The 26,917-nt window shown below is 53.0% G+C and carries 27 protein-coding genes and 1 pseudogene; 10 read left to right on the forward strand and 18 right to left on the reverse strand.

What is annotated here, in order from left to right:
• Positions 1–5 precede the first annotated feature (5 nt).
• The 4 genes and pseudogenes from O0S09_RS00130 to O0S09_RS00145 form a co-directional block, all read right to left on the reverse strand.
• Positions 6–776 carry an energy-coupling factor transporter transmembrane component T family protein gene (locus O0S09_RS00130; protein ID WP_268921833.1) on the reverse strand — a complete coding sequence of 257 codons (771 nt, stop codon included), beginning with the start codon at positions 774–776 and terminating at the stop codon, positions 6–8.
• Complete coding sequence (locus O0S09_RS10005) at positions 773–1,612, reverse strand: energy-coupling factor ABC transporter ATP-binding protein (RefSeq protein ID WP_425438230.1); 840 nt, start codon at positions 1,610–1,612, stop codon at positions 773–775. Before O0S09_RS10005 ends, O0S09_RS00130 begins: the two co-directional genes overlap by 4 nt.
• A 45-nt stretch (positions 1,613–1,657) precedes the next feature.
• Positions 1,658–2,092 (reverse strand): annotated as a pseudogene (locus tag O0S09_RS10010) (ABC transporter ATP-binding protein); the annotation flags it as partial.
• Between the two features lie 656 nt (positions 2,093–2,748).
• Positions 2,749–4,245, reverse strand: a complete 1,497-nt coding sequence (locus O0S09_RS00145; RefSeq protein ID WP_268921834.1) for a class I adenylate-forming enzyme family protein — start codon at positions 4,243–4,245, stop codon at positions 2,749–2,751.
• 169 nt (positions 4,246–4,414) lie between these two features.
• Between O0S09_RS00145 and O0S09_RS00150 the strand changes: the two genes are divergently transcribed.
• From O0S09_RS00150 to O0S09_RS10015, 4 genes are all read left to right on the forward strand, one after another.
• Complete coding sequence (locus tag O0S09_RS00150) at positions 4,415–5,104, forward strand: hypothetical protein (protein ID WP_268921835.1); 690 nt, start codon at positions 4,415–4,417, stop codon at positions 5,102–5,104.
• Positions 5,094–6,590: a hypothetical protein gene (locus O0S09_RS00155; RefSeq protein ID WP_268921836.1), complete on the forward strand. Its 1,497-nt coding sequence runs from the start codon at positions 5,094–5,096 to the stop codon at positions 6,588–6,590. The genes O0S09_RS00150 and O0S09_RS00155 overlap by 11 nt, the downstream gene beginning before the upstream one ends.
• A gap of 91 nt (positions 6,591–6,681) precedes the next feature.
• A complete protein-coding gene (locus O0S09_RS00160) occupies positions 6,682–7,011 on the forward strand; it encodes a nucleotidyltransferase family protein (RefSeq protein WP_268921838.1) in 330 nt (109 codons plus the stop codon).
• Between the two features lie 161 nt (positions 7,012–7,172).
• Positions 7,173–7,346, forward strand: coding sequence for a nucleotidyltransferase domain-containing protein (locus O0S09_RS10015; protein ID WP_425438229.1), 174 nt, complete (start codon positions 7,173–7,175; stop codon positions 7,344–7,346).
• Positions 7,347–7,556: 210 nt separating this feature from the next.
• Here O0S09_RS10015 and O0S09_RS00165 read toward each other — a convergent pair whose 3' ends face one another.
• From O0S09_RS00165 to O0S09_RS00180, 4 genes are all read right to left on the reverse strand, one after another.
• The gene (locus tag O0S09_RS00165; RefSeq protein ID WP_268921839.1) at positions 7,557–7,718 is read right to left on the reverse strand and encodes a hypothetical protein; all 162 of its coding nucleotides are present in this window, start codon (positions 7,716–7,718) and stop codon (positions 7,557–7,559) included.
• 8 nt (positions 7,719–7,726) lie between these two features.
• Positions 7,727–8,392 carry an ADP-ribosyltransferase family protein gene (locus O0S09_RS00170; RefSeq protein ID WP_268921841.1) on the reverse strand — a complete coding sequence of 222 codons (666 nt, stop codon included), beginning with the start codon at positions 8,390–8,392 and terminating at the stop codon, positions 7,727–7,729.
• 132 nt (positions 8,393–8,524) lie between these two features.
• Positions 8,525–8,815: a ribbon-helix-helix domain-containing protein gene (locus O0S09_RS00175; protein ID WP_268921842.1), complete on the reverse strand. Its 291-nt coding sequence runs from the start codon at positions 8,813–8,815 to the stop codon at positions 8,525–8,527.
• 53 nt (positions 8,816–8,868) lie between these two features.
• Positions 8,869–9,168 carry a hypothetical protein gene (locus O0S09_RS00180; RefSeq protein WP_268921844.1) on the reverse strand — a complete coding sequence of 100 codons (300 nt, stop codon included), beginning with the start codon at positions 9,166–9,168 and terminating at the stop codon, positions 8,869–8,871.
• Between the two features lie 929 nt (positions 9,169–10,097).
• On the opposite strand from O0S09_RS00180, the gene O0S09_RS00185 reads away from it, so the two are divergent.
• Positions 10,098–12,605 (forward strand): InlB B-repeat-containing protein, encoded by a 2,508-nt coding sequence (locus O0S09_RS00185; RefSeq protein ID WP_268921846.1) that lies wholly within the window; start codon positions 10,098–10,100, stop codon positions 12,603–12,605.
• A gap of 301 nt (positions 12,606–12,906) precedes the next feature.
• Here the strand turns inward: O0S09_RS00185 and O0S09_RS00190 are convergent, their stop codons facing one another.
• From O0S09_RS00190 to nadX, 5 genes are all read right to left on the reverse strand, one after another.
• On the reverse strand, positions 12,907–13,197 hold the full coding sequence (locus O0S09_RS00190; protein ID WP_268921848.1) for a hypothetical protein: 291 nt from the start codon (positions 13,195–13,197) through the stop codon (positions 12,907–12,909).
• Positions 13,198–13,201: 4 nt separating this feature from the next.
• The gene (locus O0S09_RS00195) at positions 13,202–13,627 is read right to left on the reverse strand and encodes a hypothetical protein (RefSeq protein WP_268921849.1); all 426 of its coding nucleotides are present in this window, start codon (positions 13,625–13,627) and stop codon (positions 13,202–13,204) included.
• A gap of 140 nt (positions 13,628–13,767) precedes the next feature.
• On the reverse strand, positions 13,768–14,595 hold the full coding sequence (nadC, locus tag O0S09_RS00200; RefSeq protein ID WP_268921850.1) for a carboxylating nicotinate-nucleotide diphosphorylase: 828 nt from the start codon (positions 14,593–14,595) through the stop codon (positions 13,768–13,770).
• On the reverse strand, positions 14,595–15,497 hold the full coding sequence (gene nadA, locus O0S09_RS00205) for a quinolinate synthase NadA (RefSeq protein WP_268921851.1): 903 nt from the start codon (positions 15,495–15,497) through the stop codon (positions 14,595–14,597). The genes nadC and nadA overlap by 1 nt, the downstream gene beginning before the upstream one ends.
• Positions 15,494–16,252 carry an aspartate dehydrogenase gene (gene nadX, locus O0S09_RS00210; RefSeq protein WP_268921852.1) on the reverse strand — a complete coding sequence of 253 codons (759 nt, stop codon included), beginning with the start codon at positions 16,250–16,252 and terminating at the stop codon, positions 15,494–15,496. The genes nadA and nadX overlap by 4 nt, the downstream gene beginning before the upstream one ends.
• A 108-nt stretch (positions 16,253–16,360) precedes the next feature.
• Here nadX and O0S09_RS00215 point away from each other — a divergent pair, with 108 nt between their 5' ends.
• Both O0S09_RS00215 and O0S09_RS00220 read left to right on the forward strand, forming a co-directional pair.
• Positions 16,361–17,740: a winged helix-turn-helix transcriptional regulator gene (locus tag O0S09_RS00215; RefSeq protein WP_268921854.1), complete on the forward strand. Its 1,380-nt coding sequence runs from the start codon at positions 16,361–16,363 to the stop codon at positions 17,738–17,740.
• A 53-nt stretch (positions 17,741–17,793) separates the two neighbouring features.
• Positions 17,794–18,945: a winged helix-turn-helix transcriptional regulator gene (locus O0S09_RS00220; RefSeq protein WP_268921855.1), complete on the forward strand. Its 1,152-nt coding sequence runs from the start codon at positions 17,794–17,796 to the stop codon at positions 18,943–18,945.
• 7 nt (positions 18,946–18,952) lie between these two features.
• Here the strand turns inward: O0S09_RS00220 and O0S09_RS00225 are convergent, their stop codons facing one another.
• Together O0S09_RS00225 and O0S09_RS00230 are read right to left on the reverse strand one after the other, a co-directional pair.
• Positions 18,953–19,162 (reverse strand): helix-turn-helix domain-containing protein, encoded by a 210-nt coding sequence (locus O0S09_RS00225; protein ID WP_268921857.1) that lies wholly within the window; start codon positions 19,160–19,162, stop codon positions 18,953–18,955.
• 6 nt (positions 19,163–19,168) lie between these two features.
• Positions 19,169–19,759, reverse strand: a complete 591-nt coding sequence (locus O0S09_RS00230; RefSeq protein ID WP_268921859.1) for a hypothetical protein — start codon at positions 19,757–19,759, stop codon at positions 19,169–19,171.
• Positions 19,760–19,920: 161 nt separating this feature from the next.
• Here O0S09_RS00230 and O0S09_RS00235 point away from each other — a divergent pair, with 161 nt between their 5' ends.
• Positions 19,921–20,865 (forward strand): ROK family protein, encoded by a 945-nt coding sequence (locus O0S09_RS00235; RefSeq protein ID WP_268921860.1) that lies wholly within the window; start codon positions 19,921–19,923, stop codon positions 20,863–20,865.
• 218 nt (positions 20,866–21,083) lie between these two features.
• Positions 21,084–21,575, forward strand: a complete 492-nt coding sequence (locus O0S09_RS00240) for a hypothetical protein (RefSeq protein ID WP_268921861.1) — start codon at positions 21,084–21,086, stop codon at positions 21,573–21,575.
• A gap of 171 nt (positions 21,576–21,746) precedes the next feature.
• Here the strand turns inward: O0S09_RS00240 and O0S09_RS00245 are convergent, their stop codons facing one another.
• On the reverse strand, positions 21,747–22,709 hold the full coding sequence (locus O0S09_RS00245; protein WP_268921863.1) for an EamA family transporter: 963 nt from the start codon (positions 22,707–22,709) through the stop codon (positions 21,747–21,749).
• 261 nt (positions 22,710–22,970) lie between these two features.
• Between O0S09_RS00245 and O0S09_RS00250 the strand changes: the two genes are divergently transcribed.
• Entirely contained in the window at positions 22,971–23,690 is a 720-nt protein-coding gene (locus tag O0S09_RS00250; protein WP_268921864.1) for an SAM-dependent methyltransferase, read from the forward strand.
• Between the two features lie 23 nt (positions 23,691–23,713).
• On the opposite strand, the gene O0S09_RS00255 is transcribed toward O0S09_RS00250, so the two are convergent.
• Both O0S09_RS00255 and O0S09_RS00260 read right to left on the reverse strand, forming a co-directional pair.
• Positions 23,714–24,910 (reverse strand): ABC transporter substrate-binding protein, encoded by a 1,197-nt coding sequence (locus O0S09_RS00255; protein ID WP_268921865.1) that lies wholly within the window; start codon positions 24,908–24,910, stop codon positions 23,714–23,716.
• Positions 24,900–26,903, reverse strand: coding sequence for an Nramp family divalent metal transporter (locus tag O0S09_RS00260; RefSeq protein ID WP_268921866.1), 2,004 nt, complete (start codon positions 26,901–26,903; stop codon positions 24,900–24,902). The genes O0S09_RS00255 and O0S09_RS00260 overlap by 11 nt, the downstream gene beginning before the upstream one ends.
• Positions 26,904–26,917 lie beyond the last annotated feature (14 nt).

Consider the following 26,917-nt stretch of genomic DNA (forward strand, 5'->3'; position numbering starts at 1 on the left):
AAAAATCAGAGGAAGGTTACTGCCGCAACCCCGACAAGAACAAGTGCCACAAGAAGGATCACACCCGCATCCGCCGCATGGTACGTCAGCTTCCTCCGGTATTCGGACGCGAGACGGTAGCCCCGCATATCGATCGTAAGACCGAGGGTATCGGCCTTTGCAAGCGAGTTCAGCATCAGCGGAAGCATCACAGGCCCGAGCTGTTTGACCTTGCCTATCACACCGCCGCCGGGGAAGTATCCGCGGGAAAGCTGTGCCTCGTTGATCCGGGCACCCTCCCGCTGCAGCGTCGGGATGAACCGAATGGCAATCAGAAACATCAGCGCATAGTCTCCCGGAACCCGCAGAGTGTAGAGAGCGTTCACCAGATCCCGCGGCTGAGTCGAGATGACCAGCAGCTGGAACGCAAAGATGAGAACCGCAAACCGCAGCGCCATCTGAACCGCGAACAGAATTGCACCGGTTGTTACCGGCAGAAGACCGTCCGGCAGCAGATAGAAGAGAACATCTCCCGTAGCGTTCGTCAGAATCGTCAGGACAACAAGTGCAAGACCAAGGATGATTAAGAGCGGTACCTGACGGAGAAGAACCCTGAAGAGTCCTCCGGCGACGGCAACGATCAAAACGATCGCAATCAGTCCCGCAAGAATCGCAAGATTCGTCGTGAAGATCGCGGCAAACATCATACCGACCGCAAAGATGATCTTCGTCATCGGAGAGAGACGGTGAACAAACCGGTCGCCCGGAATGTACTGCATGATATCTTCCATGTTCATGCACCTCCGCGGACGGCGGTCACATGACCCGCTTCCATCTCGACAATCCTGTCCGAGAACTTTTCGGCGAGTGCCGGATTGTGGGTGACCATCAGAATGGTCTTTCCGGCGTTACGCATGCCGGTCAGTACCCGCATAATCTCATACGATTCCTGCATGTCAAGACCGGTAGTTGGCTCATCCATAATGACAATCTGCTGATCCATAGCAAGCACACACGCAAGAGCCAGCCGCTGGCGTTCGCCGCGGCTGAGGTGGCGGGGATTGACATGTGCCTTGCCGCCCAGCCCGACGGCGACAAGCGCCGCACGGGCGGCGGCCGGGTCCGGGTTGCCGACATTTTTGAGACCGAAGAGAATCTCCCGCTCACAGGTGTTCTCAAACAGCATCGTGTCCGGATTCTGGAACACAAGCCCCACGGTTTTGGCAATCTCAGAGACGGATTTTCCGGTGATGTCCTCACCGTTCAGGACAACATGCCCGCAGTCCGGGCAAAGCAGACCGTTGAGATGCTTAACGAACGTCGTCTTACCAGAACCGTTCTCACCGAGAATGGCAACAATCTCACCTTTCGCAAAGGTGAGCGAGACATCGTCCAGCGCAAGAACCTCGCCGAAACGGTGGGTCAGGTGCTCAGCGGAAAGAATTGTTTCGCCGGGGACGGAGGTCTTGGGAATCTCCGGGCAGGTGAAGGTTTCTGCGACCGGTTCACCATCGTACACGACTCTCCCGTTCTCCAGCCGGATCATGCGGGTCGCATAACCGAGGGTTTCACCGGTCATGTGTTCAACGAGAACAACACTGTGACCGCGGTCGGTAAGACTTTTGAGCAGCATGTACACCTGACGACGGGCATTTTTGTCAAGCTCGGAGGTTGCCTCATCGAGAACAAGTATCGGCGTTTCGCGGGAAAGGGCCGCGGCCATGGCAACACGCTGTTTTTGTCCGCCGGAAAGTGCGTGCGGAGCACGGTCTTTGAGATGACCGGTACAGGTAATCGTGTAGATCTCATCGAGTTTTTTCGCAACCTCGTCCGCAGAGAGACCGCGGGTCTCAAGACCAGTGAGAATCTCCTCTTCAACGGTCGTGAAGATCAGCTGGGCGTCAGCATCGTCGAAGACCATGCCGACCTGCCGGGAGAGATCGGTTACGTCCTCATACTCGTCGGCATATTTTCCGGCGATGGAAATGGAACCGGTCAGATCGCCGCCGTAGGCATGAACGAGAACTCCTGAAAGGGCGCGGGCGAGCGTGGTCTTTCCGGCACCGGACGGGCCGCTGATGACAATGAACTCGCCTTCCCTGACGGTAAGGGAGACGTCATCAAGCGACGGGGTGTCGGCTGCCTGATAGGTGAAACCGACGTGATCGAGAACGATCGGTGTTCCCGCAAGCGCGGGGACGGTGTGTTCCGTCTTCGTCACAGTGCGGGTCTTCTGCATGACGGTGGTTGCCGGCATGGCAACTATCTGGGCAATGATGGTGTTCACAATCACGGCACTGGCAACGATCGGAACCATGGCAATCGCGAATGCGAGCACCGTCCCGACCGTGGCGTCGGGCGAGGTTGCAAGCATCACGCAGCAGGTGATCCCGATGAAGGAAAACCCGCTCGCAGGAGTTGCGACCGCGGTCGCCACTGCCGGAGCAAGCCGCGTGTGATCCTTGATCAGTTTATAGACCGCAAGACACACAACCGCACCGATAGGTTCGGAGATGAGATTTCCCAGCGGAAAGACGGAGTGCGAGAAGACCGCACAAATGATACCGGCCACAAGACCGATACCAACCGCTTCCCGGAACTTCGGGACAACGAGGATGATCGCAAGACAGTAGAAGGCAATCGTTAAGTTTGCAACGATTGCTCCCGGCACAAAGAGCGAGATGTACCGGGCGATTGCCCCTGCGGCAAGCAGTATACCTACCAGGGCAATATCGCGTGATTTCATAATAATGTACTTCCGTGATTTTGTTATTGGGCAAACATTTCGCGAAGCTCGCGTCTGAGGAGCTTCCAGCCGTTTACGCGGGGGAGAGCGTCCACCGTGTAGAGTTTTCGGGGAACTTTGTATCCTGCCAGATGTTCTTTGGCGAATGCAAGAAGTCCGGCATCCCGATCCGAGCCGTCCCGGCCCGCCCGCCATACGACGGCGGCAACGGGAATCTCACCGCGATGGGGATGGGGAACACCGAAGACGGCAATTTCTGCGACGTCCGGGTATTTGAGGAGGGCTTCTTCGACCTCGGTCGGATAGATTTTCCAGCCGGACATGACGATCATGTCCTTTTTGCGGTCGGTCAGGCAGAGGCGGTGGTCGTGATCGAGATACCCGACGTCGCCGGTGAGGAACCAGCCGTCCGCAAGGAATGCACGGGCGGTTTCCTCCGGCATGTTCCAGTATCCTTTGGCGACCGCAGGACCCCGGAGGGCGATCTCGCCCGGTGTTCCGGGGGGAAGTTCACGGGAAGCGTCGGTCTCATCAACGATCTTTACTTCAGAGAAGCAGACCGGATGTCCCACACTCTGGAACCGGTCGGCGGAGGCGTAATCCTCAGGCCGGATGACGGTACCAGTACCGATTACAACCGTCTCCGAAAGGCCGTAGGCGTTGATGACCGGGATGTTGTAGCGGTGATGGAAGTTTTTCCAGATTTCGTGATGCAGGGGGCCGCCGCCGGAGATGATCTCGCGGACGGTTGCAACTGCGTCTTCGGTTCCGGCGGGGGCTTCCACCAGTGAATGGATAACCGGCGGCATGCCGGCAAGCACGGTGACCTGGTGTTTTTTGCAGAGCGCGAGATATCTGTCCGGGTCGTAGCGTTCCATCATGACGTAGCAGGCACCCGCACGCATGGCGGCAATGCCCCATGAGATGCCGACGTGCCCCATCGGGTAGATGCCGAGATAGACGTCGTCCTGTTTGAGGGTGAGGACGTCGCAGACGTTGTGAATTGCGGCAAGCCAGTTGCCGTGGGTGAGCATGGCACCTTTGGGTTTTCCGGTTGTGCCGCTGGTGTACTGGAGCTGGCAGAGGTCATCGGCGCCGGTCGGTTCCGGGGAAAGTACCGGGGAGGTGCGAAGCTCCTCGATGTTTTCCGGGACATACACGGTGACACCGAGATCGTTTGCTGCGGCTGCGCCGTCCGCGTCGGTGATGAAGACGTGTGCTCCGGCATTTTCGATCATGTAGGCAAGTTCGCCTGCCGTATAGACGCGGTTGGTCGGAACGGCGACTGCGCCGATCCGCCAGAGGGCGAGGTAGGAGAAGAGGTATTCGGGGCTGCTGTTGAGGTAGAGGATGACCCGGTCGCCTTTGGCAACTCCAAAGGATTTGAGGGTGCGGGCAATTCCTGAGATGATTCCGAGAATCTCGGATGAGGTATAGGAGGTGTTTCTCTCGGGGCAGTGGAAAACCGGCTTTGCAAGGCGGCAGGTATTTGCATCGAGGAAGGTGGTTATATTCAGCATCACATATCACTACTTACAGACGTTGATGTATATTTATGTTCATCAAAGATATAAATGTGATCGCTTTGGTGGTTCTGCACTTTTCTTCCGGAGCAGACCGCGGACAAAAGTACAAAGCCGTCACTTGCAAAACATCTATCTTCCAAAACACGCATATATTCACGTATCTATGGCAGATGCACGAGAGGGGACAATTTCGTATGAGCGGCCGGTCTGCTCACGGGTAATTCCCCCGCAGATTGATGAGGAGACCGCACGCGGTATTGTCCGCAAATGGCTGGGCTCTGATCAGATTCCTTTTGTTCCAATCGAGAAGGTGCGGTTCGGGAAGGCGGTACTGGTGTACTATCCGTTCTGGCGGTACCGGCGTGAGGACGGCGGCGAGGACAAGACGATCTACCGGCCGGCCTGTGGTACGCTTCTGACGGGACTGCAGAATATGAAATACTACCATGACGCGGAAATTATCGAAACACCGGAGGATGCGGTTGTTTTGCCGGTGACCGTGGATTCCTCCGTGTATCTGCCAGAACTTCACGGAATTGCACGCGGTGAGGAGCTGATCGGGGTGCCGCTGTGGCTGATCAGTTACAAGATGAAGCACAATATCTACATGATTGAGGTGGAGGCGCATTCCGGGCAGGTTCTTCCGGAGTGGCATCCGGTCAAGGAGCCGGTGAACTGGAAGAAGACGGCACTTACGGCGTTTATTCCGATGTTTCTGTTAAGTCTTGTTGCGATTTACTTTAATCCGTGGATCTTTGTGATCGTGGTGATTCTGCTGTTCATCTTCCTGTATCAGAGCGAGATGCTCGGCATTATTACGGTTGCGGAGAAGGAGGAGCCGCATGGGCCTTGAGCGTTCGATTGAGGATCGCGTCGGCGAGGTGATGTACCGGCCGCGGGTGACGAAGGGTGTTGCCGACCGGACGATCCGTGACTGGTTCACGAAGGGTATCAAGGCACCGGATCTGCCGGACAAGGCGGCGATGACGGAGCTGTATCTGATCTATATTCCGTTCTGGCGGTTTGTTGCGCAGGGGAAGGCGGTTGCCTGCGGGTACTCGGAGTATGATGAGAAGACCGGTAATACGATACGGAATATCTACAAGGAGCTGATCGATGATGAGTTTGTGTGGACGGAGGTTGCCTGTGATACGGGAAAGTACGGTATCACAAAGCTCTGGCTTGAGCCGGGAGGTGAGATTGCCTATACGCCGGGCAGGGTTGTTGCGATGGAACCGGGAGGGTCGGCTGTTGAGGCGAGCAGACGGGGACGCGAGGCTATCCGGCAGATGATTGATGATACGGCAGCGAAGAGGATTGATACGCTGACGCTGGAGAAGTCGTTTCTGCTGCCGAAGGTGTTTGAGCTGGTGTATGCACCGGTCTGGATTGCCCACTATGCGTATCAGGGCGGAGATTATACGGCGATTCTTGATGCGGTGCGGGGGGAGATTCTCGGAGGGACGGCACCGATCAATCTGACGGCGCGATCACGGATGATGATTCTGTCGCTTGCGGCGGGCGGTATTATGATCGGGTCGTCGCTTGCGATGCTGCTGCATGCAGGTACGCATCCGTTGTCGGAGATGTTTCAGGTGATTCTGCTGCTGCTCGGTATTGCGATGTCGATGGCGGCGTATCCGGCGTTTAAGGAGGGCAGGACGTTTGTGAGTTCGGGGACGATGAAGAATATTACGAGTCTGCGGCCGGCGGTGCGGGTGCCGAAGAAGCTGACGGATCATGAGATTCTGAAACGTGATTCGACGATTCTGTTGTGTCCGGTCTGCGGTGAGAAGGTGGAGCAGCCATGGGGCGAGGTGATTTCGGTCTGTAAGCAGTGTCACCGGCTGCTGAATGTGACGAGTGATGAGGTGAAGGTGGTGCCGTATGATATTGCCCGGCCGGATATGCTTGCGGAGGCGGCGATGGAGAGTGAGCCGGAGTACATTCCGTTCTGGAAGTTTGAGGTGGGGATTGCGGTGACGGATAAGCTGCGGGGCGGCGATACGGAGACGGGGCTGCCGGATATCTCCGGCAGCCGCAGTTATTATATCTGTGCGGCGGATATTCCCCGGTATCTTGCGGAGCGGTGGGAGATCGATCTGACGATCCGTAATCCGGAGTTTACGGAGCTGCCGCTGGATAAGCGGGTGGAGCTGAAGCCGGTTGTGATTAATCAGAATACGGCAACGGATCTGTCGGAGTTTTTGTTCCTCCGGTATGAGGAGGAGAAGCCGGGTATTTTGCAGGTGCTCCGGTATGAGTTTGCGGTGAAGGGTTCACGGATTGTGTACGTTCCGTACTTTGTTGAGGATAAGACGTTCATTCCGGGAATCTGAAATATTTTTTTCGAGGATCAAAGGGGGACGGGCTGCACGGTATGAGGCAAAATATCATAATGTCTACCAACCAACAAACATACATAGCCAGATGTCCCCCTACCAAAGTATCAAAGACGACGTTCTTTCTAAACTAAAGACACATCTTCCCGAAATTCAGGAAAGATTTGGTATTGAAACCATTGGTATATTCGGTTCTGTGTCGCGGGGAGAGGATACGCCGGAAAGCGATGTTGATGTTCTGTATTCCTTTTCCGCGGGTCATGGAGGAATGCGGGACATGGCCAATCTGAAGTATTATCTGGAAGATCTCTTCGGGAGAGAAGTCGGGCTGGTCTCTCTCAAATATGTGTCACCGCTTATCCGTGATGCAGTCGCCTATGATGCTATTCTCTATGGACGGGAGATGAGCATTGCGTGACCATGAATACATCCCCGGTTTCGGATAAAATCCCGCCGTTTCTTGAAACCCTGAACGCAATTCACACGACGTCAACAGACGTCACCGAATAACTCACCGGGAATGGGATGAGAAAAAACACAGTCGGTATGTTTTTTCCGGGAGAGAACTGATGGGAACGGATGAATATTTCCCACGAGACCATAGGAATATTCGGTTCTGTGTCGCGGGGAGAGGACACGCCGGAAAGTGATGTTGATGTTCTGTATGCATTTCGTTTTGGTGGTCTGCCGCTACGGAGTTTTTTGCATTCAAACGGTATCTGGAGGAGTTATTCGGACGAACGATGGATTTAGTACCAGTGAGATGGATGGATCCACTTCTTCGTCCGTATATTGAGCAGGATATGATTCTGTTCCAGACAGGGGAGGCTTTGGCATGAAAGCTGATATGAAATGCACAGACAGATGTTGAAGAGCTGTATTCATTCCTGGTGGATATCTGCGACATGTGATCCGGAATGACGTACTCGTGATGATTTATAAAAAGATTTAAAAAATGCGGGTTTATTCGGTCTTAAGCATTTCCGAGTATTTTCGATCCGCTTCTTTCAGCGCTGCCATTGCTTCCATTGCTATTTCGTGGTTGCGCTTTTTGTCTTCCGGCGAGCGGGTGTCGGGAAAGACGCGTCCGAGACTGAACATTGTCTCACATGATGCCGGTTTCATATACTACATTATAGTGCTGTGAGGATATAAACAAGCGCCTCGTCGTCAGGCAGAAATTCACCAGCGGGACTGTGAATTATTTCCTGAATGGCATACCGGATATCACGCGGAAGCAGTACTTCCTGTTCTTTTGCATCCATGTATAATGCCGGAGTTCCACGCAGGACGCTGCGGGTGAGAAAGACACGTTCGTTGTCCGGGTTGTATCCGGCATACTGCCTTGCAACACCCGGATGCAAAGAAAAGCTTCCATAACCGGGATCCGCGATAACTTCAGTTTCGCTCATGCCCGAAACCCAGCCGGGGTCTCCAAGACCTTTGATCACCCATACATCTTCCGAGAGCGTACTTTTCAGAATTGCGCTGTCGAGGAGATCCCGGAGCTGCCAGAAGAGGTTTTTGTCATGGGGCGAGAGAGATGCAAGAAAGGGTTCGTCCCGCAGTGCCCGGTTGATGACGAAGCAGTCCTGATGCCGTTCGGAGGAGAGGCAGCAGTCCCAGTGGTGTTCGGGGAGGCCGATGTCCTGATAGCCGAAGAGTGCCAGGATTTCTTCGCGGGTGAGATCCTTTCGCGATGCGTACGGAGGGTGAGGGTACGTCCCGCGACGATCAAAGGGAGGGATCGGTTCTTCAACGCGGGTGTCCTGTTCTGCTGGCAGAGGATATCCGGACATGAGGAAGGGATCGGTTGTGGAGAAATATAAGAGTTCCCCCGCGGAAGGCGTTGTTCCAAAAGAGATCGGAGTGTGCCGGCATGCCGGTTACAGAGCGGTTACATCCGAGATGCGGGAAAAATATTGCCGGAGTTATTTGCTGCCGTACTCTTTGGGTTGCAGGGAGGAGACGACGGAGATCATGGCGTCATATTTTTCTTCCATGGCTGCGAGGCGCTCTTCAAGAAGATCTGATTGTTTTTTCAGTTCCTGAACTCTTCGCATTTTCAGGACATGGGCGTATTCTTTTACGGCTGCCGAGACTACATCACTTTTGTTGTTGAATTTTCCTTCATCTATCAGGCTGTCAATGATCGCGACAACGTCAGGAGAAGCATAGTAGGTGATTCGTGTTTTAATTGGTTGACCAGGGATTCGTGCCATTTCTGTGAGGTATGGTTACAGATGTTTTGTTCGTCTGCTGAGTGGGGAGGGTGTTATTTGGGTGGGGTGTTATCCTCATTTCTCTGTTCCAGGGAAGAGAATGCTGCAATGAGAGAGGCATATGTTTCCTCCATCAGGTGAAGACGCTCTTCAAGGCGGAGATATTTTTCTTCCAGCTCACGAACATAGTCAATGTCCTGATTGTGGGAGTAATCCAGAATTGCAGCGGATATTACGTCACTTTTGTTATTGAATTTTCCCGCACGGATCATGTCATCGATGATCTTCACGATTTCAGGACGCGCATAATACGTAATCCGTGTTTTGATTGGTCTTCCGGGTATTCTTCCCATTTGTTAGCAGTTTGACGGGAATACATACTCATTTTTGGCTTGTTTTTGCATTCAAATTGACTCCATTATAAGATAGATTAATAATATGTCAGAAGTACAATGATTAGTGTGATGTTATTAATCACCAAGAACTGAGGATAAGAAGGTCACATTACGGCTGTTCCCTATGATGGGTGGCCCGGATTGAAGATTCAGTGTGGTGATGAATGATCACGAGGCGAACTATGAAAAAACATGTATTGTTAGCGGTAGCTGTCGTGCTACTCTGTGTGCTGATGACAGGAGTTGTCAGTGCAGAGAATGTAAATGCCGATACTACGCCAAAAACCTACTTTGTTGATGACACAAATGGTGTTGATACAAATGATGGTCTGTCATCTGAGACAGCATTTAAAACAATTCAGAAAGCTGTTGATACAGCACGCAACGTTGAAGAAAACGGAGATACAATTCTTGTAGCTGATGGGACGTATGATGTAACATGCCAGAACACAAAGGACACAGCACGACCGGGGGTCCAAACGGAATCTGGAGAGAATAGTTATACCAACCTGTACATCACAAAATCTGTCACAATCAAAGCAAAAGACGCTGACAAAAAACCAGTTCTGAATGCACAAAAGAAAAGTGGGATGGGTTATGCACAGCAGACCGTTTACATTGCAGCAAGCAATGTAGTTCTTGATGGATTCAAAATTAACCCGATTAAAGATTATCCCAACAAAGTTGTTGAAGTAATTGCTGTGGACTCTATTCACTCTACAGTGACAAATGTGACAATCCAGAACTGCGAGATCGAGGGTTATCTCACTGGGAATGATGATACAGCTGCTCCTATTTACATTGGCTCCTCTGGTGTTGGTTCCTATACCCTACAGAATAATATTCTAAACGGAACTGTTTGTATTGTAAATGGTGCCGGAAATGCCATGACATCTGGTGAAACGGCAAAAATTATCAATAACCAGATTACTAATGGAGCGCTCTACCTTACAGGTAAGAGAAACTCAGGGTGGGATCCCAATTCACTGGAAAAACTCCCAGTTATTGAAGACAATAACTTGGGAACAGAAATTGCGAAGATCAATGGAGTCGATACTACATTTGTTATTCGTTCCTGTGACACTGACAGCAACAAATTACTGTCCGCTGATCAGATGAAAAATATTCTTTCAAAGAATACCCTCACCGGATATACTAGTGGAAAGGTTGTTGATGCATCCGAAAAGAGCTACGAAGCAACTTTGAGATACCTTGTTCCAGACGGAGTTATTGTTACTGAATTCTCCGTGTTAAAAGAACAATTGAAAAACGGTGGTACTGTAACTCTTGGTACGAACATTGATGGCACCTACACCGACGACTCCGACAGAGTCTACATTGACAAAGTTGTATCCATACTCGATCTGAATGGAAAAACTCTGACGGTGACAAGAAACACTCCTGCAGGGATGACAGAGAACACCAAGGACAACAAGGGGTTCATAAAAATTAGTGGAGAAGAGACGAATCAGGGGTCACTCAGAGTAACTGACAGTGTTGGCAATGGTAAAATTAATCTCAAGAAAGAAGGAGTTGCTGAGGCAACACTGTTCTTTGTGAGCACTTACGGAAAGATCGTCATCGATACCAAAGACATCACACTGACTGCACCACAGTCGGTCATTGGTGGTAATGGAGACGGAACACACACGCCCCCTACCATTGAGATCAAGGGCGGTACACTCACCAGCACTGAGGGAGCTGCAATCTTCCTTTCCGCAAAAGACAGTAAGATGACCATGACCGGAGGTTCTGTTACCGGAAAGAGCGGTCTTGAAATTGTTTCGGGAACTTACACCATTTCGGGCGGAACAATCACCGGTAATGGCGACTACTCAGAAAATGTTGCAGCACCTTCGAGTGGATCTCTGGAAGACGGTTCCGGCATTGTCCTGCGGACGACGGATAGTTATAGTGGAAACATCGCCCTGACCATCTCCGGCACGGCAAAGATCGTCAGCGAGGAAGGAGTTGCCATCCGTAACTATGTTCGTGACAGCGATCTGAGTTCCAAAACATTCTCCGTAGAGATAAAAGAATCTGCAAAGATTGAAGGAACAGCAGCAGCAATTGCCAACCAGAAATACACTGGAGAAACGCCAGCATTTACAAAATCCACATTTACACTCAGCGGTGGAAATTATCTTGCACCTTCCTACGCTAAACTTCTCGTTGGAGAGCCAAAAGTTCAGTATGCAGAAAATCACGCCATGAGTGACACGCCGGTCAAAGACGGGTACTACGCTCCAATCACTGTACAAAAACAGGAGACCCCTGCAACATGTGATGAAACAACTAAAGTGGTCAGTGTATCTGATGGAACGGCAGTACCATCCACAACAAATCCCAACGAAGTAACCGTCATTCCAACCGGCAGCGACAAAGTAATCCTGACACTGACATATGAGAAGGCACCAACTGTTTCTACTGATGGAAAGACCGTTACACCTCAAGATCCAGCCGATCTCTCAAATGTGAAAGCTGTGTACAATGAGATAACTGTTCCGGATACCTCCGGAGCCGTTCAGGCAAAACTTACCCTTGCGGTAACATCCGGTACGGAACTCCTCGATTCCGATAATCTTCCAACCATCTCCACCGAGATCAACGAAGATGCAAAAACCAAACTTGAGGAAACAGCCACCCTGATCTCCATGGTCACCGTGGACATCACCAAGATCAAATCCAAGAACCCGGTACTTACCCTCACCTTCAAAGTACCCAAGTCATGGTTCGCCGGAAAAGACCTCAGTGCAGTCCGTGCCTATCACTTCGACGGAACGAAGATAGTGGACAAAGGTGCTCCCCAGATAACTGAAGATGGAACCAACTATGTATTCACCATAACCGCCACCGAAGCATCACCCTGGGGACTTGGACTGAAATCCTCCGGCCCTGCACCGGGACCGCAACCGCAGCCGGTTTACAGTTCCGGTGACGGCAACATGGAGAACGCCTTCCGTGTCCTCTTCGAGACCTCCGGCGGCAGCTTCATCAGTCCCTCAACCGGTCTCTCCTACGGCGACAAGATCAGCCAGCCGCCCGCACCGACCAAAGACGGCTACACCTTCGGCGGCTGGTACACGGACAGCGCATGCACGCAAAGCTGGAGCTTCGCCTCCGGCATCAACGGAGACATGACCCTCTACGCAAAGTGGACCAAAGCCTCCGGCAGCACAACTACCACGACTGCAAAGCCCACCGTAACGGCAACAACAAAACCAACCTCTGCCCCGGTATCGACGCAGTCCCAGAACGGCGCTGCCACCACCGCAGCACCGGTCACCACCACGGCCGCAGGCGTCACGCCCGTCTTAACGCAGGCACCCGCCCCGGCCGCAGGACTCTTGTTCGGACTCCTCGCAGCAGGAATCCTCATCAGAAGAAGAGACTAATCTCTTCCTCTATTTTTCCAAAACAACCCAGAGCAAAAAAACCGGCCGGCGGCAGAAGGCACTCTGCAAACGATAGAACGGAAAGGGGAACCACCGTTCCCGCCTCCTCAGGAGCAGTCCCGGACGGGGAGTCCGGGAATCCTGTCTGAAAAAAATCGTAAATCATCATAAAATTCGTAAACACAAGCATTCCGTTCATCGAAACAAGCACACACCTTTGCAGACTGCCTGCCGAAACCGGCACAAAATCCGGTCGCTCACCATGCCCGTGTACTCCTGAATCATCAACACCAGAAAAAGATTAGTCTTTCATAAGATCAAGATCGGCATAGCGGGCGACTAACTCGGCATGTCCAATCCTGCAGGAAACCATCTCAATAAATTCAGACTTCGACAGGTGAAGCTGTTCAGCCATACGGGACTGCAGCTCATCCCCAATCTCCTGACCATTGTGACTCATGTGGGTTTTCACATTGACCATACGTCCCTCAGTACAGAAAACGAAGCGACAGTGATCCGTCCTGCCCGGCTTTACGAGAAAACCCTTCTTTTTCAGAGCACTCTGTACCTTATCCGCTTTCAGAACTGCCAAAATCTCACATCCACACACTATCTTTCAGCAGTTTACCATACGCAGCAGCAGAAGGATACATCGGCGTATCCGGATCAGTGAATATGTCGTAATCATCCGCAAACATCAGCCTGGCCTTTTCCAGACCTTCGGAAAGCGTCCTGCAGGTTATCAGAAAAGAATACTCATCATTCGTTAAAATTAACGATTCATCCTCCTGAATCGTGATTTTCAGCGGCATGGGCCGCTTCAGCTTTTTTAACTCATCGTGGACATAGACCGTATGCAGGAAGACAACACCCCCCTCCTCTCCTGTCTCGCCGATATCAAGCACGTCCAGCATCTGCTCAAGAACATCATCATACGTCTGATTTCCGCGTTTTTTGGAACAGACACGCTCTTTAATGTGTGCCGAGACGGTGATACTCGTTTTTTGTGGCCTCTGATCCATCGCCTGCATGATTATCAGATAATGGGGGTGATGAGATAATAGATTTTATTGTCACGGCGGCTTTGCTCCAAAAGCCTGAAACACCCCTGACTTTCAGAGTAAAATCCACGAAAAAACATCTGTTACCCTCTATACCACGATCACTCAATCTCCAGACTCACATCAGCGCACCGCACCGAATGCGTCAGAGCCCCCATACTGATCCGATCCACATCAACCCCCGCCCACAGATGAATCGTCTCGGGCAAAATCCCCCCCGACACCTCAAGCACCAGCCGGTTGCGCAGACCCCGTGCCGCAAGGGCCGCAATCGCCCCGTGCACCGCAGACGGCGTCATATTATCAAACATCAGAATATCAGCGCCCGCCTCCGCAGCCGCAACCGCATCGATCAAACTCTCCACCTCGCACTCCACCTTATGATACGCCGAATACTCCTTCGCACGGCGAACCGCATCCGCAACCGGCAGCAGAGCACGATGCGTATCCTTGATCAGAAATGCATCCGACAGCGAATCGCGGTGCGGATCCCCCCCGCCGATACGGATAGCCTTCTTATCAAAATACCGCAGACCAGGTGCCGTCTTCCGTGTCCCCGCAACCCGCACATGATCATTCACCTGTGATGCAAGCTCCTGCGCCGCCGCCGTCGCCGTTGCAATCCCGCTCATCCGTCCCAGAAGATTGAGCGCAGTCCGCTCCACCGAAAGAATCGCATGAACCGGACCCGCAAGCCCCAGAATCTTCGTTCCGGCCGCAGCACGACTGCCGTCCTCCGCCGCAACCGTCACCGAAACACCGAAGTGCTCAAACAGCCAGACACACTCCTCAACACCCGCAAGAACCATCTCCTCCCGCGCCTCAACCCGGGCAGAAACAACCCTGTCAGGAACCAGGGCAAGCGTCGTAATATCACCCGCGGGAACATCCTCCGCAAAAAAAGAAAGCAGCTGATCGGTCGGCAGCATTACTTCGACGCCTCGATCATCTTCTCAATTGCCATCCGGGCCTTTCCCGCGATGTGATCCGCAACCTGCACCGGATACACCCCGTCACGGAGCGTCACATACAGATCCGACAGCTCAATCAGCTTCATATTCGGACAGACCGCCGTATCCATCACATGGAACACCGTATCCGGATACCGTTTCTCCAGCGGATGAACAATCCCCTTCTCCGTCAGAATCACCCACTCATCCGCACTCCCGCAGTTCCGCACCATATACCCGGTCGAACCAACCAGATCGCACGCCTGCTGCACCGCAGCTGAACACTCCGGATGGCAGATGATCGTCGCGTCCGGATACGCACGGCGGGCAGACTCCACATCCCGCACCGTAAAGTTGTGATGCGTCGGGCACCCGCCGTCAGCCGGAACCGGAATAATCTCCTTGTCCGGCAGCTGGCGCTGCACCCAGCCGGCAAGATTCGCATCCGGGCCGAAGAGAATTTTCTTCTCCGGCAGCGACGCCGCAACCGCCGCGGCGTTTGCCGAAGTACAGGTGATATCGCACTCCGCCTTCGTCGCCGCGTTTGAGTTCACGTACACCACAAACGGCGAACCGGGGTTGGCCGCCTTTGCCTGCCGCACAATCTCAGGCGTCAGCTGATCCGCCAGAGGACATCCCGCCTCCGGACGCGGAATAAGAACCGTCTTCTCCGGCGAAAGAATCTTTGCCGTCTCCGCCATGAAGTACACACCGCAGAGAACAAGCGTGGACTCCTTTGCCTCCTTTGCAAGCCGGGCAAGCTCCAGCGAGTCGCCGCAGATATCGGCGACATCCTGAATCTCCGGCGGCTGATAGTTGTGGGCAAGGATCACCGCGTTCTTTTCCGCGGCAAGTTTTTTGATCTGCTGCTCGTAGTTCATGCACCAATCACCAGCGGGTTGTCAAGATTTTTCAGCAGGGTAAGAATCGACAGAGCCGCAAGATAACTCGTAGCCGGATTGTCCGGTGACGGGAGGTTTCGGATTCTGATATACGCCTCGCCGAACTCTCCCTCGAAGAATATCTCATGCATATTGCGGTCCTCCTCCGGATCCATCCACAGCTCCACATCAACATCGCGGCCGCAGGCAATCGACAGCGACTCGGCAACATTCGTGTTCTTCGGATACTGGCGGACACAATCGTGTGCCTTTCCGGAAAACAGCTGCGTCCGCTCGGTTGCCTCGCGGGAAAGCGACTTCGGGTTCTTGGTCGTGCGCAGAACGAACTTGTTGATACTACTGATCTGGCCGATACGGATATTGTCCAGTCCCATGACGGCGCCGGACGGAATATGGATCTTTCGTTTCAGATCACGGGCAGTCGCAACGAGATGTGCCCGGAACTCCTTGTCCGCAAGTGCCCCGACACTCATAATGACGATGTCCTTACCCGACTCCAGCACCTCCTGCGCATGTTCGGTGGCAGCAACAACAGACGCTGCCTCAACAATAATATCGGTTGGTTCGGCGAGGAACGCGGTAAAGTCCGAGAATGGTTTTGCATCGAACTCGCGAGCAAACTCCTCCACACGCGCCGGAACTACATCATACACAGCCGTTATTTTGAAGTTTTCCTGACCTGCAGCAATGACGCGGCCGATATTTCCGCATCCAAGCAGACCGACGGTGATCATACTACTAAATATCAGAGTGTACGTAGTTAAGGATTATGCCGGTACCAGGGATCTCCGATACTTTGATCACACTTGATTTAATGCAGAACAACCGAAGGTATCATGAGTATGTTCTCCCGATCTGTGGTGGTTCTTCTGATAGTTCTGCTTGGTATTTTCTCGTTCACGTTGCTGTGTGTTCCGGCAGAGCTGCCGCCGGCGCCGGGACCACAGGTGATCAACTCCTCCATGACGATCTCCTACGGAGAAACGTGGGAGGAGGCACAGGTCCACAGCGGGAATGAATCCTACTACGCAACAATACGGGAATGGATAGAAAATAACACTGATGATTTCCGTACGGTTGCAGAGATGTACTACTCAGCACAATACGGCACGGGAACCCCGGTATACGGAATGCAACTCGGGTGGGCAGTAACCCTTCTGGTTCCTTCCGGAACCACGATCGCGGAGATCGATCGTATCTACGGCTGGATGAACCAATCGATGGCAAAGGCAGGACTGTATAATGTCGCGGTACAGTTCAAAGGCAGTGATCTCAGAATCGGACCGGGACCGGTTGTGACGCGGACAGTACCGAAAAACACAGCGGTGAAAACCTACGGTGATACCTGGGAGGAGATATGGGAACGGGAGGGAAAGGAGTACAACTACACCCGTCTCTGGAACTGGTACGAGGAGAACCGGTACGCGGGTGACGTATGGGAGAAGGCAAACGCCTACTATGGATCTGCCGCGGACAATCCGATAAACCGGATTGAGTACGACTGGACAATCACCATTCTGACCGATCCCCTGTCCGCGGCAGAGATGGATCGCATCTACGGCTGGGTGAACGAGTCGATGGAAGCCGCCGGTCTCCGGGGGATTCCCGTGCAGTTCCGGTACGGCGGCGTATTTACCGTCAGCGGACTCACGCTCGCGTCGGAGAAGGATTCCGTGATCCACGGACCGCCGCAGCCAAACTATCTGCGATCCGTTCTCCTCATACTCTGTATCGCAGGAGTTGCCGTTCTCGGATTTTCGCGGGTACGGGAACTCCCCCAGGACCCCGCGTCGCGACCGCAGAGGATTGCAAATTTCATCGCGGAACATCCCGGATGTTCCCAGAAAGAGATCAGGGACGCAACAGGATTCTCCCGCGGATCCATTCTCTATCATCTGAAACGGCTTGAACAGAAAAAGATTGTGCGGCAGTCCGCATACGTTGGCAGCATCCGCTACTTCCCAAGAAAAAATCCGGACTCGGCACTGGAGAGGACACTCCGTACCGTACTTACGCAGGAGCGGCCTGCACAGATACTCAGTGAGATCGCAAATTCTCCCGGAATCGGGAAAAAAGAACTGGCAAAACGGATCGGAATCACCGAGACCACCCTTGTCTGGCATCTCGAACGACTGCATGATGCGGGGATCATCGACCGGTATGACGAGGGCTGCACACTCTCGTCCGCAGCCGCGGAGGTGTGGAGCCGGCCGGATGCGTGATTACTCTTTGATCACACTTGATTTAATGGAGGAGAACTGATTTTACCTTACGTATGTCACCGAAGCAGACGGCAGTTCTTCTCCTTCTTTTGTTCAGTATTGGTACTGCCGTTCTGCTCTTCGTTCCGGCGGAGATAACAGTACAGCAAAATACCGCAGACGCCGCAGAACCGGTCATGACTCCCGTACCGGTACCGATTCCGGAGAATGCAACCGTGATGAGGGTAGTCATGATGCGGGATGACAAACAGGACTACTGCGACTCGGTTATTGTCTCCTACGGAGCAACACCGCTCGAAATATGGGAGTGGACGGGGAAGGACTATGACGAAAAAGCGGCCAGGGACTGGTTCTCCTGTGTGACGGACCTGAGCGGAGAGTTCTGGAAGAGCATTGAAACATATTACGGAAGTATCGAGGACGGGCCGGTCAACCTCATCAAGTTCGGCGGCACAGCGATCACGATCCATGTCAGGAACACTACGACGCGGGAGGAAATTGATCGTATCTATACCTGGTGGAATGCCTCGATGGCTCATGCAGGACTACCTGCACTCCCGACCAAGTTCCGGTACGGAGGATCAGTGTATCTGATCGGGACCAGCACTGACAGCGCAACGATCATTGTCGGCCCGGACTTCCCGACAGAACCCTTCATCCCGCCAAAGAAACATCCGAACTATCTCCGGTCCGTTCTTCTGCTGCTCTGTATCGCAGGGGTTGCCGCTCTCGGATTTTCGCGGATGCTTGAACTCCCCCAGGACCCCGCATCACGACCGCAGCGGATTGCGGCATTCATCGCGGAGCATCCCGGATGTTCCCAGAAAGAGATCGCAGACGCCACAGGATTTTCCCGTGGATCCATTCTCTACAATCTGGATCGGTTGGAACGAAAAAAGATCGTGAGGGCTGCCGCCTACTTCAGAAGCATCCGTTACTTCCCGGTACCCAATGGCGGAGGTTCGGCGATGGAGAGGACCCTTCGCACCGTGCTCACCCGCAAGCGGCCTGCACAGATACTTCGCGGGATCGCAGAGACGCCCGGAATCGGAAAGGAAGAACTGGCAGACCGGATCGGAATTGCCGGGACAACACTCGCCTGGCATCTCCGCAGATTTGCAAAATCGGGCATTGCCACCAGAACCTCCGGCGGCTGGACGCTTACGCCCGAAGCCGCAGAGGTGTGGGAAGAACTGAACAGCTGATCAGGACTCAATCGTCCGGCTGGTACTCCAGAATATCACCGGGCTGACAGTTGAGCGCCTTACAGATAGCCTCCAGCGTGGAGAACCGGATCGCACTGATCTTGCCGGTTTTAATCTTGGAGAGATTGACGTTGGTCACGCCGACCTTCTCGGAGAGTTCGTTTAACGACATCTTCCGGTCAGCCATGACACGATCAAGTCGGAGAATAATGGGCATAGTACCTCAGAGAGTCTCATCGGCCTGCTGCTGCAGGAGCGTTCCGTACTCAAATACATGGGCAATACCATAAACAATAGCTGCGGCAAGAAGCATCTCAATACTGAGGTAAGCGGTATTCAGCGGGATCTGAATTATGATGCTGCCGACAGCTTCAATGACAGAGGGAACGAAGGCAATCAGACCCATGAAGATCGCAACCTTCTTCAGCTGCTGCCCGTTGAACCAGGTAAACGGCAGTCCCGTTTTGCGAATCTCTGCAAAGATCGTCGCCGCAGGCCAGATCATACCGGCGAGAAGTACGAGAGAGGCGAGTGCCGAGGCAAGAAACACCACAGATGCCTGCATGAACGCGGCTGCCGGATCGACACCGGCAGGAACAACAACGCCGGGACCAAACGTACTCATAAGATCCTCTTCCACGACCCATTGGGAAAAACCGGCCGGCCCTTCCACTCCGTAGATGAACGGCGTGAAAGCAACGGCGGCGATAAGCAGCAGAGTGGTAAGAACAATCAGAATCTTTCCGATCTTTAAGGCAATGTCGGCAATCTTTGCACTCTTTTGTATACTGGTTTGAATTTCAGTTTCATTCATAGGATAGACGTTCCGGACAGAGATGCCGGAACTCCTCACCAGTCTATACGTTGTTTCAGATTAATAAATTATCGTTTATCGATAAATATTATCTGAGGAACATATATTCCCCTGACAGGGAATAGTTCATCTGCGAAGGAACACAATATAACACCAGTGAAATGACCGAGAATCTGCATGTCGCCGCCGTCGATCTCGGTGCGACGAATATCCGCACCGGACTCATCCGCAGAGACGGAACCGTTATCGCGTTCCGGGCCGAAGAGGTGCCGAAGAACTCCTGTGCGGACGGGAGTGCGGTAACCGAAAAGATCGCCGCGATGATCTCTTCGATGGAGAAAGAGACAGGCACAACGCCCGATGCAATCGGCATCAGTACCGCAGGCCCGGTCAATCAAAAAGCCGGATCGGTTGTCGGATCGCCGAACATGCACTGCTCGGAGATTCTGCTCCGCGATCCTCTTGCAGGTCTGTTTCATGTTCCGGCAGTCATGCTCTCGGACTGCAAGGCAGGAGTTATCGGCGAGTACTTCTATGGCGGCGCAGACTCCGCGCATACGGTTGTCTATCTCACCATCTCCACCGGCATTGGCGCAGGCGTCATCGCAAACGGATCCCTGCTGACGGGTGCGGACGGAAACGCGGGCGAGGTGGGACACATCGTCGTTGATACCGGGTATGATATCCGCTGCGGCTGCGGAGGAAGCGGCCACTGGGAAGCGTATGCAAGCGGTGCAGGAATCCCAAAGTTCTTCCATGCCTGGCATGCAAAAAAATGCGGCGGACACTGTCCGGCAAAGGCGGACATCTCCGCCGGACAGATTTTACGGGCGGCAGAGATCGGCAGCCCTCTCTGCTGCGAGTTCGTCGAAGCACTGGCAACGATCAACGGCCGGGGCCTTTCCGCGGTGATCAACGCATACAATCCAGACCTGATCATCCTTGACGGGCCAATCATCAGAAACTATCCCTCGCTTGTCGCAGGAAAAATGATCGCATCCATTGAGCGGTACCTGCGGGTGCCGGAGATCCGGATCACCACGCTGGACGGAAAAGCACCGCTGGTAGGCGCAGCTGCCGCAGCGTTTCGGATCACGGGACAGTAACCCGAAACGCGGCTCCGGCTGAGAATCATCACCCTGCAACAGAACAAAGTTCTGCGGAAAGGGCGGAATAAAATCAGGATCACAGCAGTCCGGAAAATTTTTTTGAAGATGTGTCAGTCTGGGATCAACAGAAATAATATTTGCGGAAAATAACTCTCACCAAAGGATTACGAACGGTCCATACCCATACGCCTGGATACTGGGCGTCAACCCATACCATGGATCCTCCTGAGGAATCAGATAAGAGAGACGCAAAAATGGAAATAAAAAGAAAAAATATCCCCCTAATTATTTTTGCAATACTATTCGTATCACTGCAATCACTCCAGTTTCCCATCGTGCAGTATGCATACACCCTGCAGCAGACTGCAGAATACTCTCTTGCGGTTTACGTCATCGGTTTATTGCTGGGCGGCAGTATCGTGGCGGTCATCCCCATATTGGAAGCATATCTAACGATCAATCCGGAGTTGGGAACTCTCCCACAAAAACCGGGAATGCTCGTAAAGATAGTACATTACTCCCTTGTCTGCACTGTTCTTGTGATCGCAGTCTGGGGTGCGATAGTATCATACACCTCTCTGCCCGTAACCCATAGCGGGTTCACACAACTGGTATATCTCTATGGGATGATGATTGGCATGGCCTTGATAGTGGTGTCGTTCGGATTTAATGAGATATATCAATACGTACAACGTATGTGGTGTTAACCGGAACCGGGATGTAAGGGAGGACAGTATCAACTGCGAACTGCAGATAACCCGGTACACAGAATCAAAATAGTATGAAGGGGACGAAAACCCGTGTGCCTCACGAAGGTGACAACCACACCGCAGAACCCGCTTCAAAAAAATTTCAGAAAAAAATATTTTCAAAAAAAATTATGCAGCGTCCTCGGCAAGGCCGCTGGAAATTTTTTTCTCCATCAGATGCGGGAACGCAATACCGGCGAGGATTACCAGCACACCGACCCACTGAAGACCGGAGACAGCCTCAACCAGAACAATCGCAGCCGCAAGAACTTCAACCGGCAGCTCCGCCGCATTCAGGATCGTTGCCATACCCGTACTGATCCGCGGCGCACCGATTGCAAGGAACAGAATCGGCAGCGCAACACCGAACAGACCAAGAGCCACGCCGTAAATCAGAGAATCACCCGCAAAGATACCGGCAGGAATTGCCGCAGGAGTATCGATGCAGGCAATCAGACCGCACACAAAGATAAAACCCGCAAGCGCAATGAAAAAACTCCGGTTCATCGGGGTCATCGACGGCTCAACCCGTCCGCTCAGGAACACAAACAGCGCATAGAAGAAGGCTGCAAGCAGACCGAGCATCACACCAACCGGATTAATCTCCATACCAAAACCGGTTGTTCCTCCGGCAAGAATCGTACCGATAAAGATGATTACAACCGCAATCAGCTGATTACGCGACGGCATCCTGCGGTTTGCCACCGCCTCAATCACCACGCCCATCCACGAGAACTGGAACAGCAGAATAACTGCCACCGAAACCGGCAGATAACTCACCGAATAGAAGTAGCAGACCGTCACCAGACACATCACAATGCCCGTGAAGAACAGAACCACACCGCGTTTCCATGCAGGCATCGTACTCTTTACCGGCTTGTCCTTTCTCGGGAACAGGAAATAAACAAGAATCACTAAAACGAACAGAATAATCAGACCGTAGAAGAACTTACCGACCAGAATAACCGGAATACCCACTCCGTTTCCAACAGCAATCTTTACGATCGTCGATAAAATACCATAACAGCAGGCCGCAAGCAGCACAAGAAGCGAACACAGCACAACTGATCCGGACAGCTTTTTCAGATCCATACCAATCTGAACGTATAGTGGGTGGAGAATCGTATAATAATTATGCATTCAATTGCAGTAACTCAGAAAAAATAGATCAGTGCACAACTAAAGATGTAGAGGATATCCTCCAAAGCATAAAACATCGCTTACTGCAGGATCAAAAACAGCAGAAGAAAAAGACTTTGACGTTGATTTTTTTTGAATAAGAGATACGCGGTATACCTGAGGAATGGACCCGTGCAAAGCTACTTCACCTTCAGGCAACATCTATTGAGTACTATGGATTTTGCGGAAATTGAAACAATCACGCAGGGGGCGCTCGAAATCATGAACCCAATCTCCGAGGAAAAACTGCTGCGGGCCGGAAAGATCGCGGGGCTCGCCGCCGGCAAACGGGTTCTTGACATCGGGTGCGGAAACGGAACCGCACTCTCCCTCTGGCACAAAACCTTCGGCATCACCGGAACCGGCATTGAAGTTCGCCCCGCCTCCGCTGCCCGCGCCCGAAACATCCTTGCCGGAACACCAATCGAAATACGCTGTATCGACGCCTCCGTTCTTGCACCCAAAGAACCCTACGACATCGTTACCGCCCTTGGAACATCCTTCATCTTCGGCAGCGCAGAAAAAGCCCTCGCCCACCTCGCCGAATATGCCGACGAGAACGGCAGTGCCGTTCTCATCGGCGACCGGTTCTGGCAGACCGACCGGGTTCCTCCGGAGTTCGCCCGGGAATGGACAGAAGTCCCGACCGCCTACGAACTCGCAGTAACTGCCCGCGAACTCGGCTTCACCCTTGCCGGCATGATCACCGCCTCCCCTGACGAATGGGACACCTACGAATCATCCATCTGGACCAGTGCCCTCGAATACATCGACCTCCACGAAAACGAACCGGCTGCCGACGAACTTGCCGCCTACCTCGAACAGATTCAGGACGAATACCTCGCCTACGGACGGGAGTACATGGGCTGGGGACTGTTCATATTCCGGCAGTAATCATTCAGACGAAATCAACGACATCATAATACGTCGTTTGTGAGGATTTCATTCCACTTCAGCGTCCGCCACGTACCGTCCTCAAGAATCACCAGATCATACGCAGGCTGCACGTCCCCGTTCGCATCAAACACCCGCGGACCGCAGATGCCCACGTGCCGGATATTGTCCAGTGACTCCCGGATGCCCGCATACGTATAACCGCCGTCCTCAATACAGGCTGCAAGAAGTATAACTGCATCATACCCGTAGGAGACCGGGAAACTGATCGACGTCGCATTATACGTCTGATAATACCGCTTCGCAAACGAAGGAACCGTCAGCTTATGTGCCTGCGTAAACCCGATCATCCCCTCCGCATACAACCCGACCTGCGCCGGCACATCACTTGACGTCATCGAATCCGAACCGAACCAGACCGGATCCAGACCCGCAGCCTCTGCAGCACGCATGATCTCCACACCCTGCTCCGGATACACGATCAGAATCACCACATCCGGATGTTCCTCCGCCATTGTTTCCACAACCCAGTTCACATCCATTGGCTCATCGTCATCGATCTCAATCTCGGTGATGTTGTCAACATTGATCAGATAGTTCTCGCTCTCATGCTCAAACGACTGCATCAGACTTTTGCCGTACTGATTGTCCAGACACACCACCACAATCGAGTCCACACCCCCGATACCGCCGACGATCTTTGCCATACCTCCGCCCTGATACACATCGGATGCAACCGTCCGGTACACTGCCGGATACAGAGTCAGTGCCCCGGTCGTTGACGCAGGCGACAGCATCACAATATCAAACGTTCCGGCATACGGCGCAATCGCCAGAGAATTTTCACTCCCGATTGCCCCGATCACCACCGGAATACCGGAATCATGAACCGCTTCCATGGCCTCCACCGAAAGTTCGGGATCACTTTTATCGTCGAAGTACACAACCTCCAGCGGAACACCGCGAATACCACCGGCTGCATTGATATCCTCCACCGCCATCTCCATTCCCTGCTTGTAGCCGACACCGAAATTTGCAAGAGCTCCTTCCATCGGAAGAATAGCTGCCAGTCGTATCTTGTCTTCCGGAAGCGGTTCGGAAAGCGGAGTCCCGAACGGATGGACTCCCACCACAAACAGTACACAGACCGCGGTAACGATCAATACATCGATCAGTGTGGTCCACTTCGTACGGGGAGAGCGCTCATGATTACCTGACATGTATCTCTTCCTCCTCTTCATCTGTCTTCTTTTCCGGAGGCGTGATCAGCTGCCGGAACTCTTCTTTCAGTTTCTCCAGACTGAACTTCTCTTCCGGAACGAAAAGCACCTCGCACCGCCGCACAATGTATGCGAAGATCAACAGACCCGCGATGTTTACCATGCACATTGGCAGAAGGGTAATCGAGATGATGTTCAGCACCGCACCAGGTGCCATGACGCCGGACGGAATGGAAAGCATCGGGAAGATAACCAGCAGATGCAGACACTCAACGCCGATAGCAAGCAGGGTCACGCGGAGGAGCGTAATCCTTCCTTTCCAGCGGTAAATGGCATATCCGGCAATGACTCCCGCAGCAACGGTCGCAACAAAACAGGGAAGCGCCGTATCGCCGCCCTGTACAAACCGGTGCAGACCCCCGAGGAGACCGGCAACCCCTCCAATCACCGGCCCGCCGACAAGACCGGCGATCATGGGCCCTACATCGCGGAAGTTGATGATGACGCCTTCAACCGGAATGCCGCGGAACGTCCCGTACATGGAGATTGCACTAAACACAATCACGGTCCAGAACTTGTCGAGAATATCGGCACGACCGGAAATGAGTTTACGGAACAGCTCGGTTTTGGAGAAGATGTAGAGCACGAACACGACTACAATCATTCTCTCGATTAACGGAACACCATAGGTGAGAAATGCGGACTCCAGCAGGAGTGCGACGTAAATTGAGATCGCACTGCCAAGGCCCATGATCATCAGCCACAGGCGGTTGCCCCGTGCGTACTCCGGGAGTTTTAAGTCCAGATAGATGACGATGAACCCGAACACACCGAAGACAATCGCAGAGAATGCAGCAATTCTCCGGATGATGAGCATGGGATCGCTGATAAGAAAGGATGCGATGATGATTCCCGAAAAGACGAGAAGTATGATCTGGTAGAGTTTGTGTTCGGACGGGAGTTCATGGCCGGACTCGGCTCCGATTCCCCGGATAACTTTGGCAACCGCACGGGCACGACCATCCATACTGACGACGACTGCGCCGAAGAAGATGAAGGTGACAAGGGCGAGAAACAGGTAGGCTCCGTACGGCAGCGTTCCGACAATGTAGAGTACCTGGGTTATCAGCGTGTCAAGGCTGAGGTGGGCTCCGTGTCCCATGAAGGAGACGGCGTGCCCGGAAAAGCCGAGAAACATGAAACCAATCGTGATTGCTGCAACAAAGAAGAACCCGATCAGCACGTCAAGATTGACACTGCGGATGTATTTGCGGAAGTGGGATTCATTGAGCAGGGTACAGGTCTGTTCCGTTTCAGAGTGATGGCGGGACTTTTCATGCAGCCAGACAGAGTAGAGCATGAGGTTGAGACCGGACCCGACAACACCGATGATGGCAAGAATTGCCATCTCGGAACCTTCGGGGATGCTGGGAACGAGACCGGCAGCGAAGAGACCGAGGGAGAGCGGGAACTCAAAGAGGCAGAAAATAATGGCAAGGACAAGAATGCCGACCAGTACAGCTACGATCAGTTCAAGGATTTCGTAGGAGTTGGTACGCAGCAGGGCAAGGCAGACGAGCAGGAGGAACAGTGCGATGAGTACCGCATTATAGACGCCCGGCAGAAGATAGTCGAGGAATATCGCAGCAAACATCAGCATTGCGCCGATTGCGAGCATCTCAACAAGATAGACAAGGATGATGAGTACCGAACCCCAGTACTTGGGGCCCGGGATGCGGCTTAGAGCATCGAATATGGTGTGGCCGGTTGCAAGCGTGTAGCGGGCGATACCGTTGGTAAATGCGTATTTGAAGATAAGAGTGAACAGCACCGCCCAGATAAGAGTCAGACCGTGATGAGCACCAATCTCAATTGCTTCGGTGACGCCTGCTTCTCCCGCTGCGGTGATCGCAAGGAGAAGACCGGGGCCGAAGAAGACGAAGGTCTCCCGAAACCATTTTTTCAATTTTTGCAGGGCGGGTACTTCAATCATGGTCCGGATGCCAG

This window comes from Methanocorpusculum vombati (assembly GCF_026891935.1).
GTDB classification, from domain to species: Archaea; Halobacteriota; Methanomicrobia; order Methanomicrobiales; family Methanocorpusculaceae; genus Methanocorpusculum; species Methanocorpusculum vombati.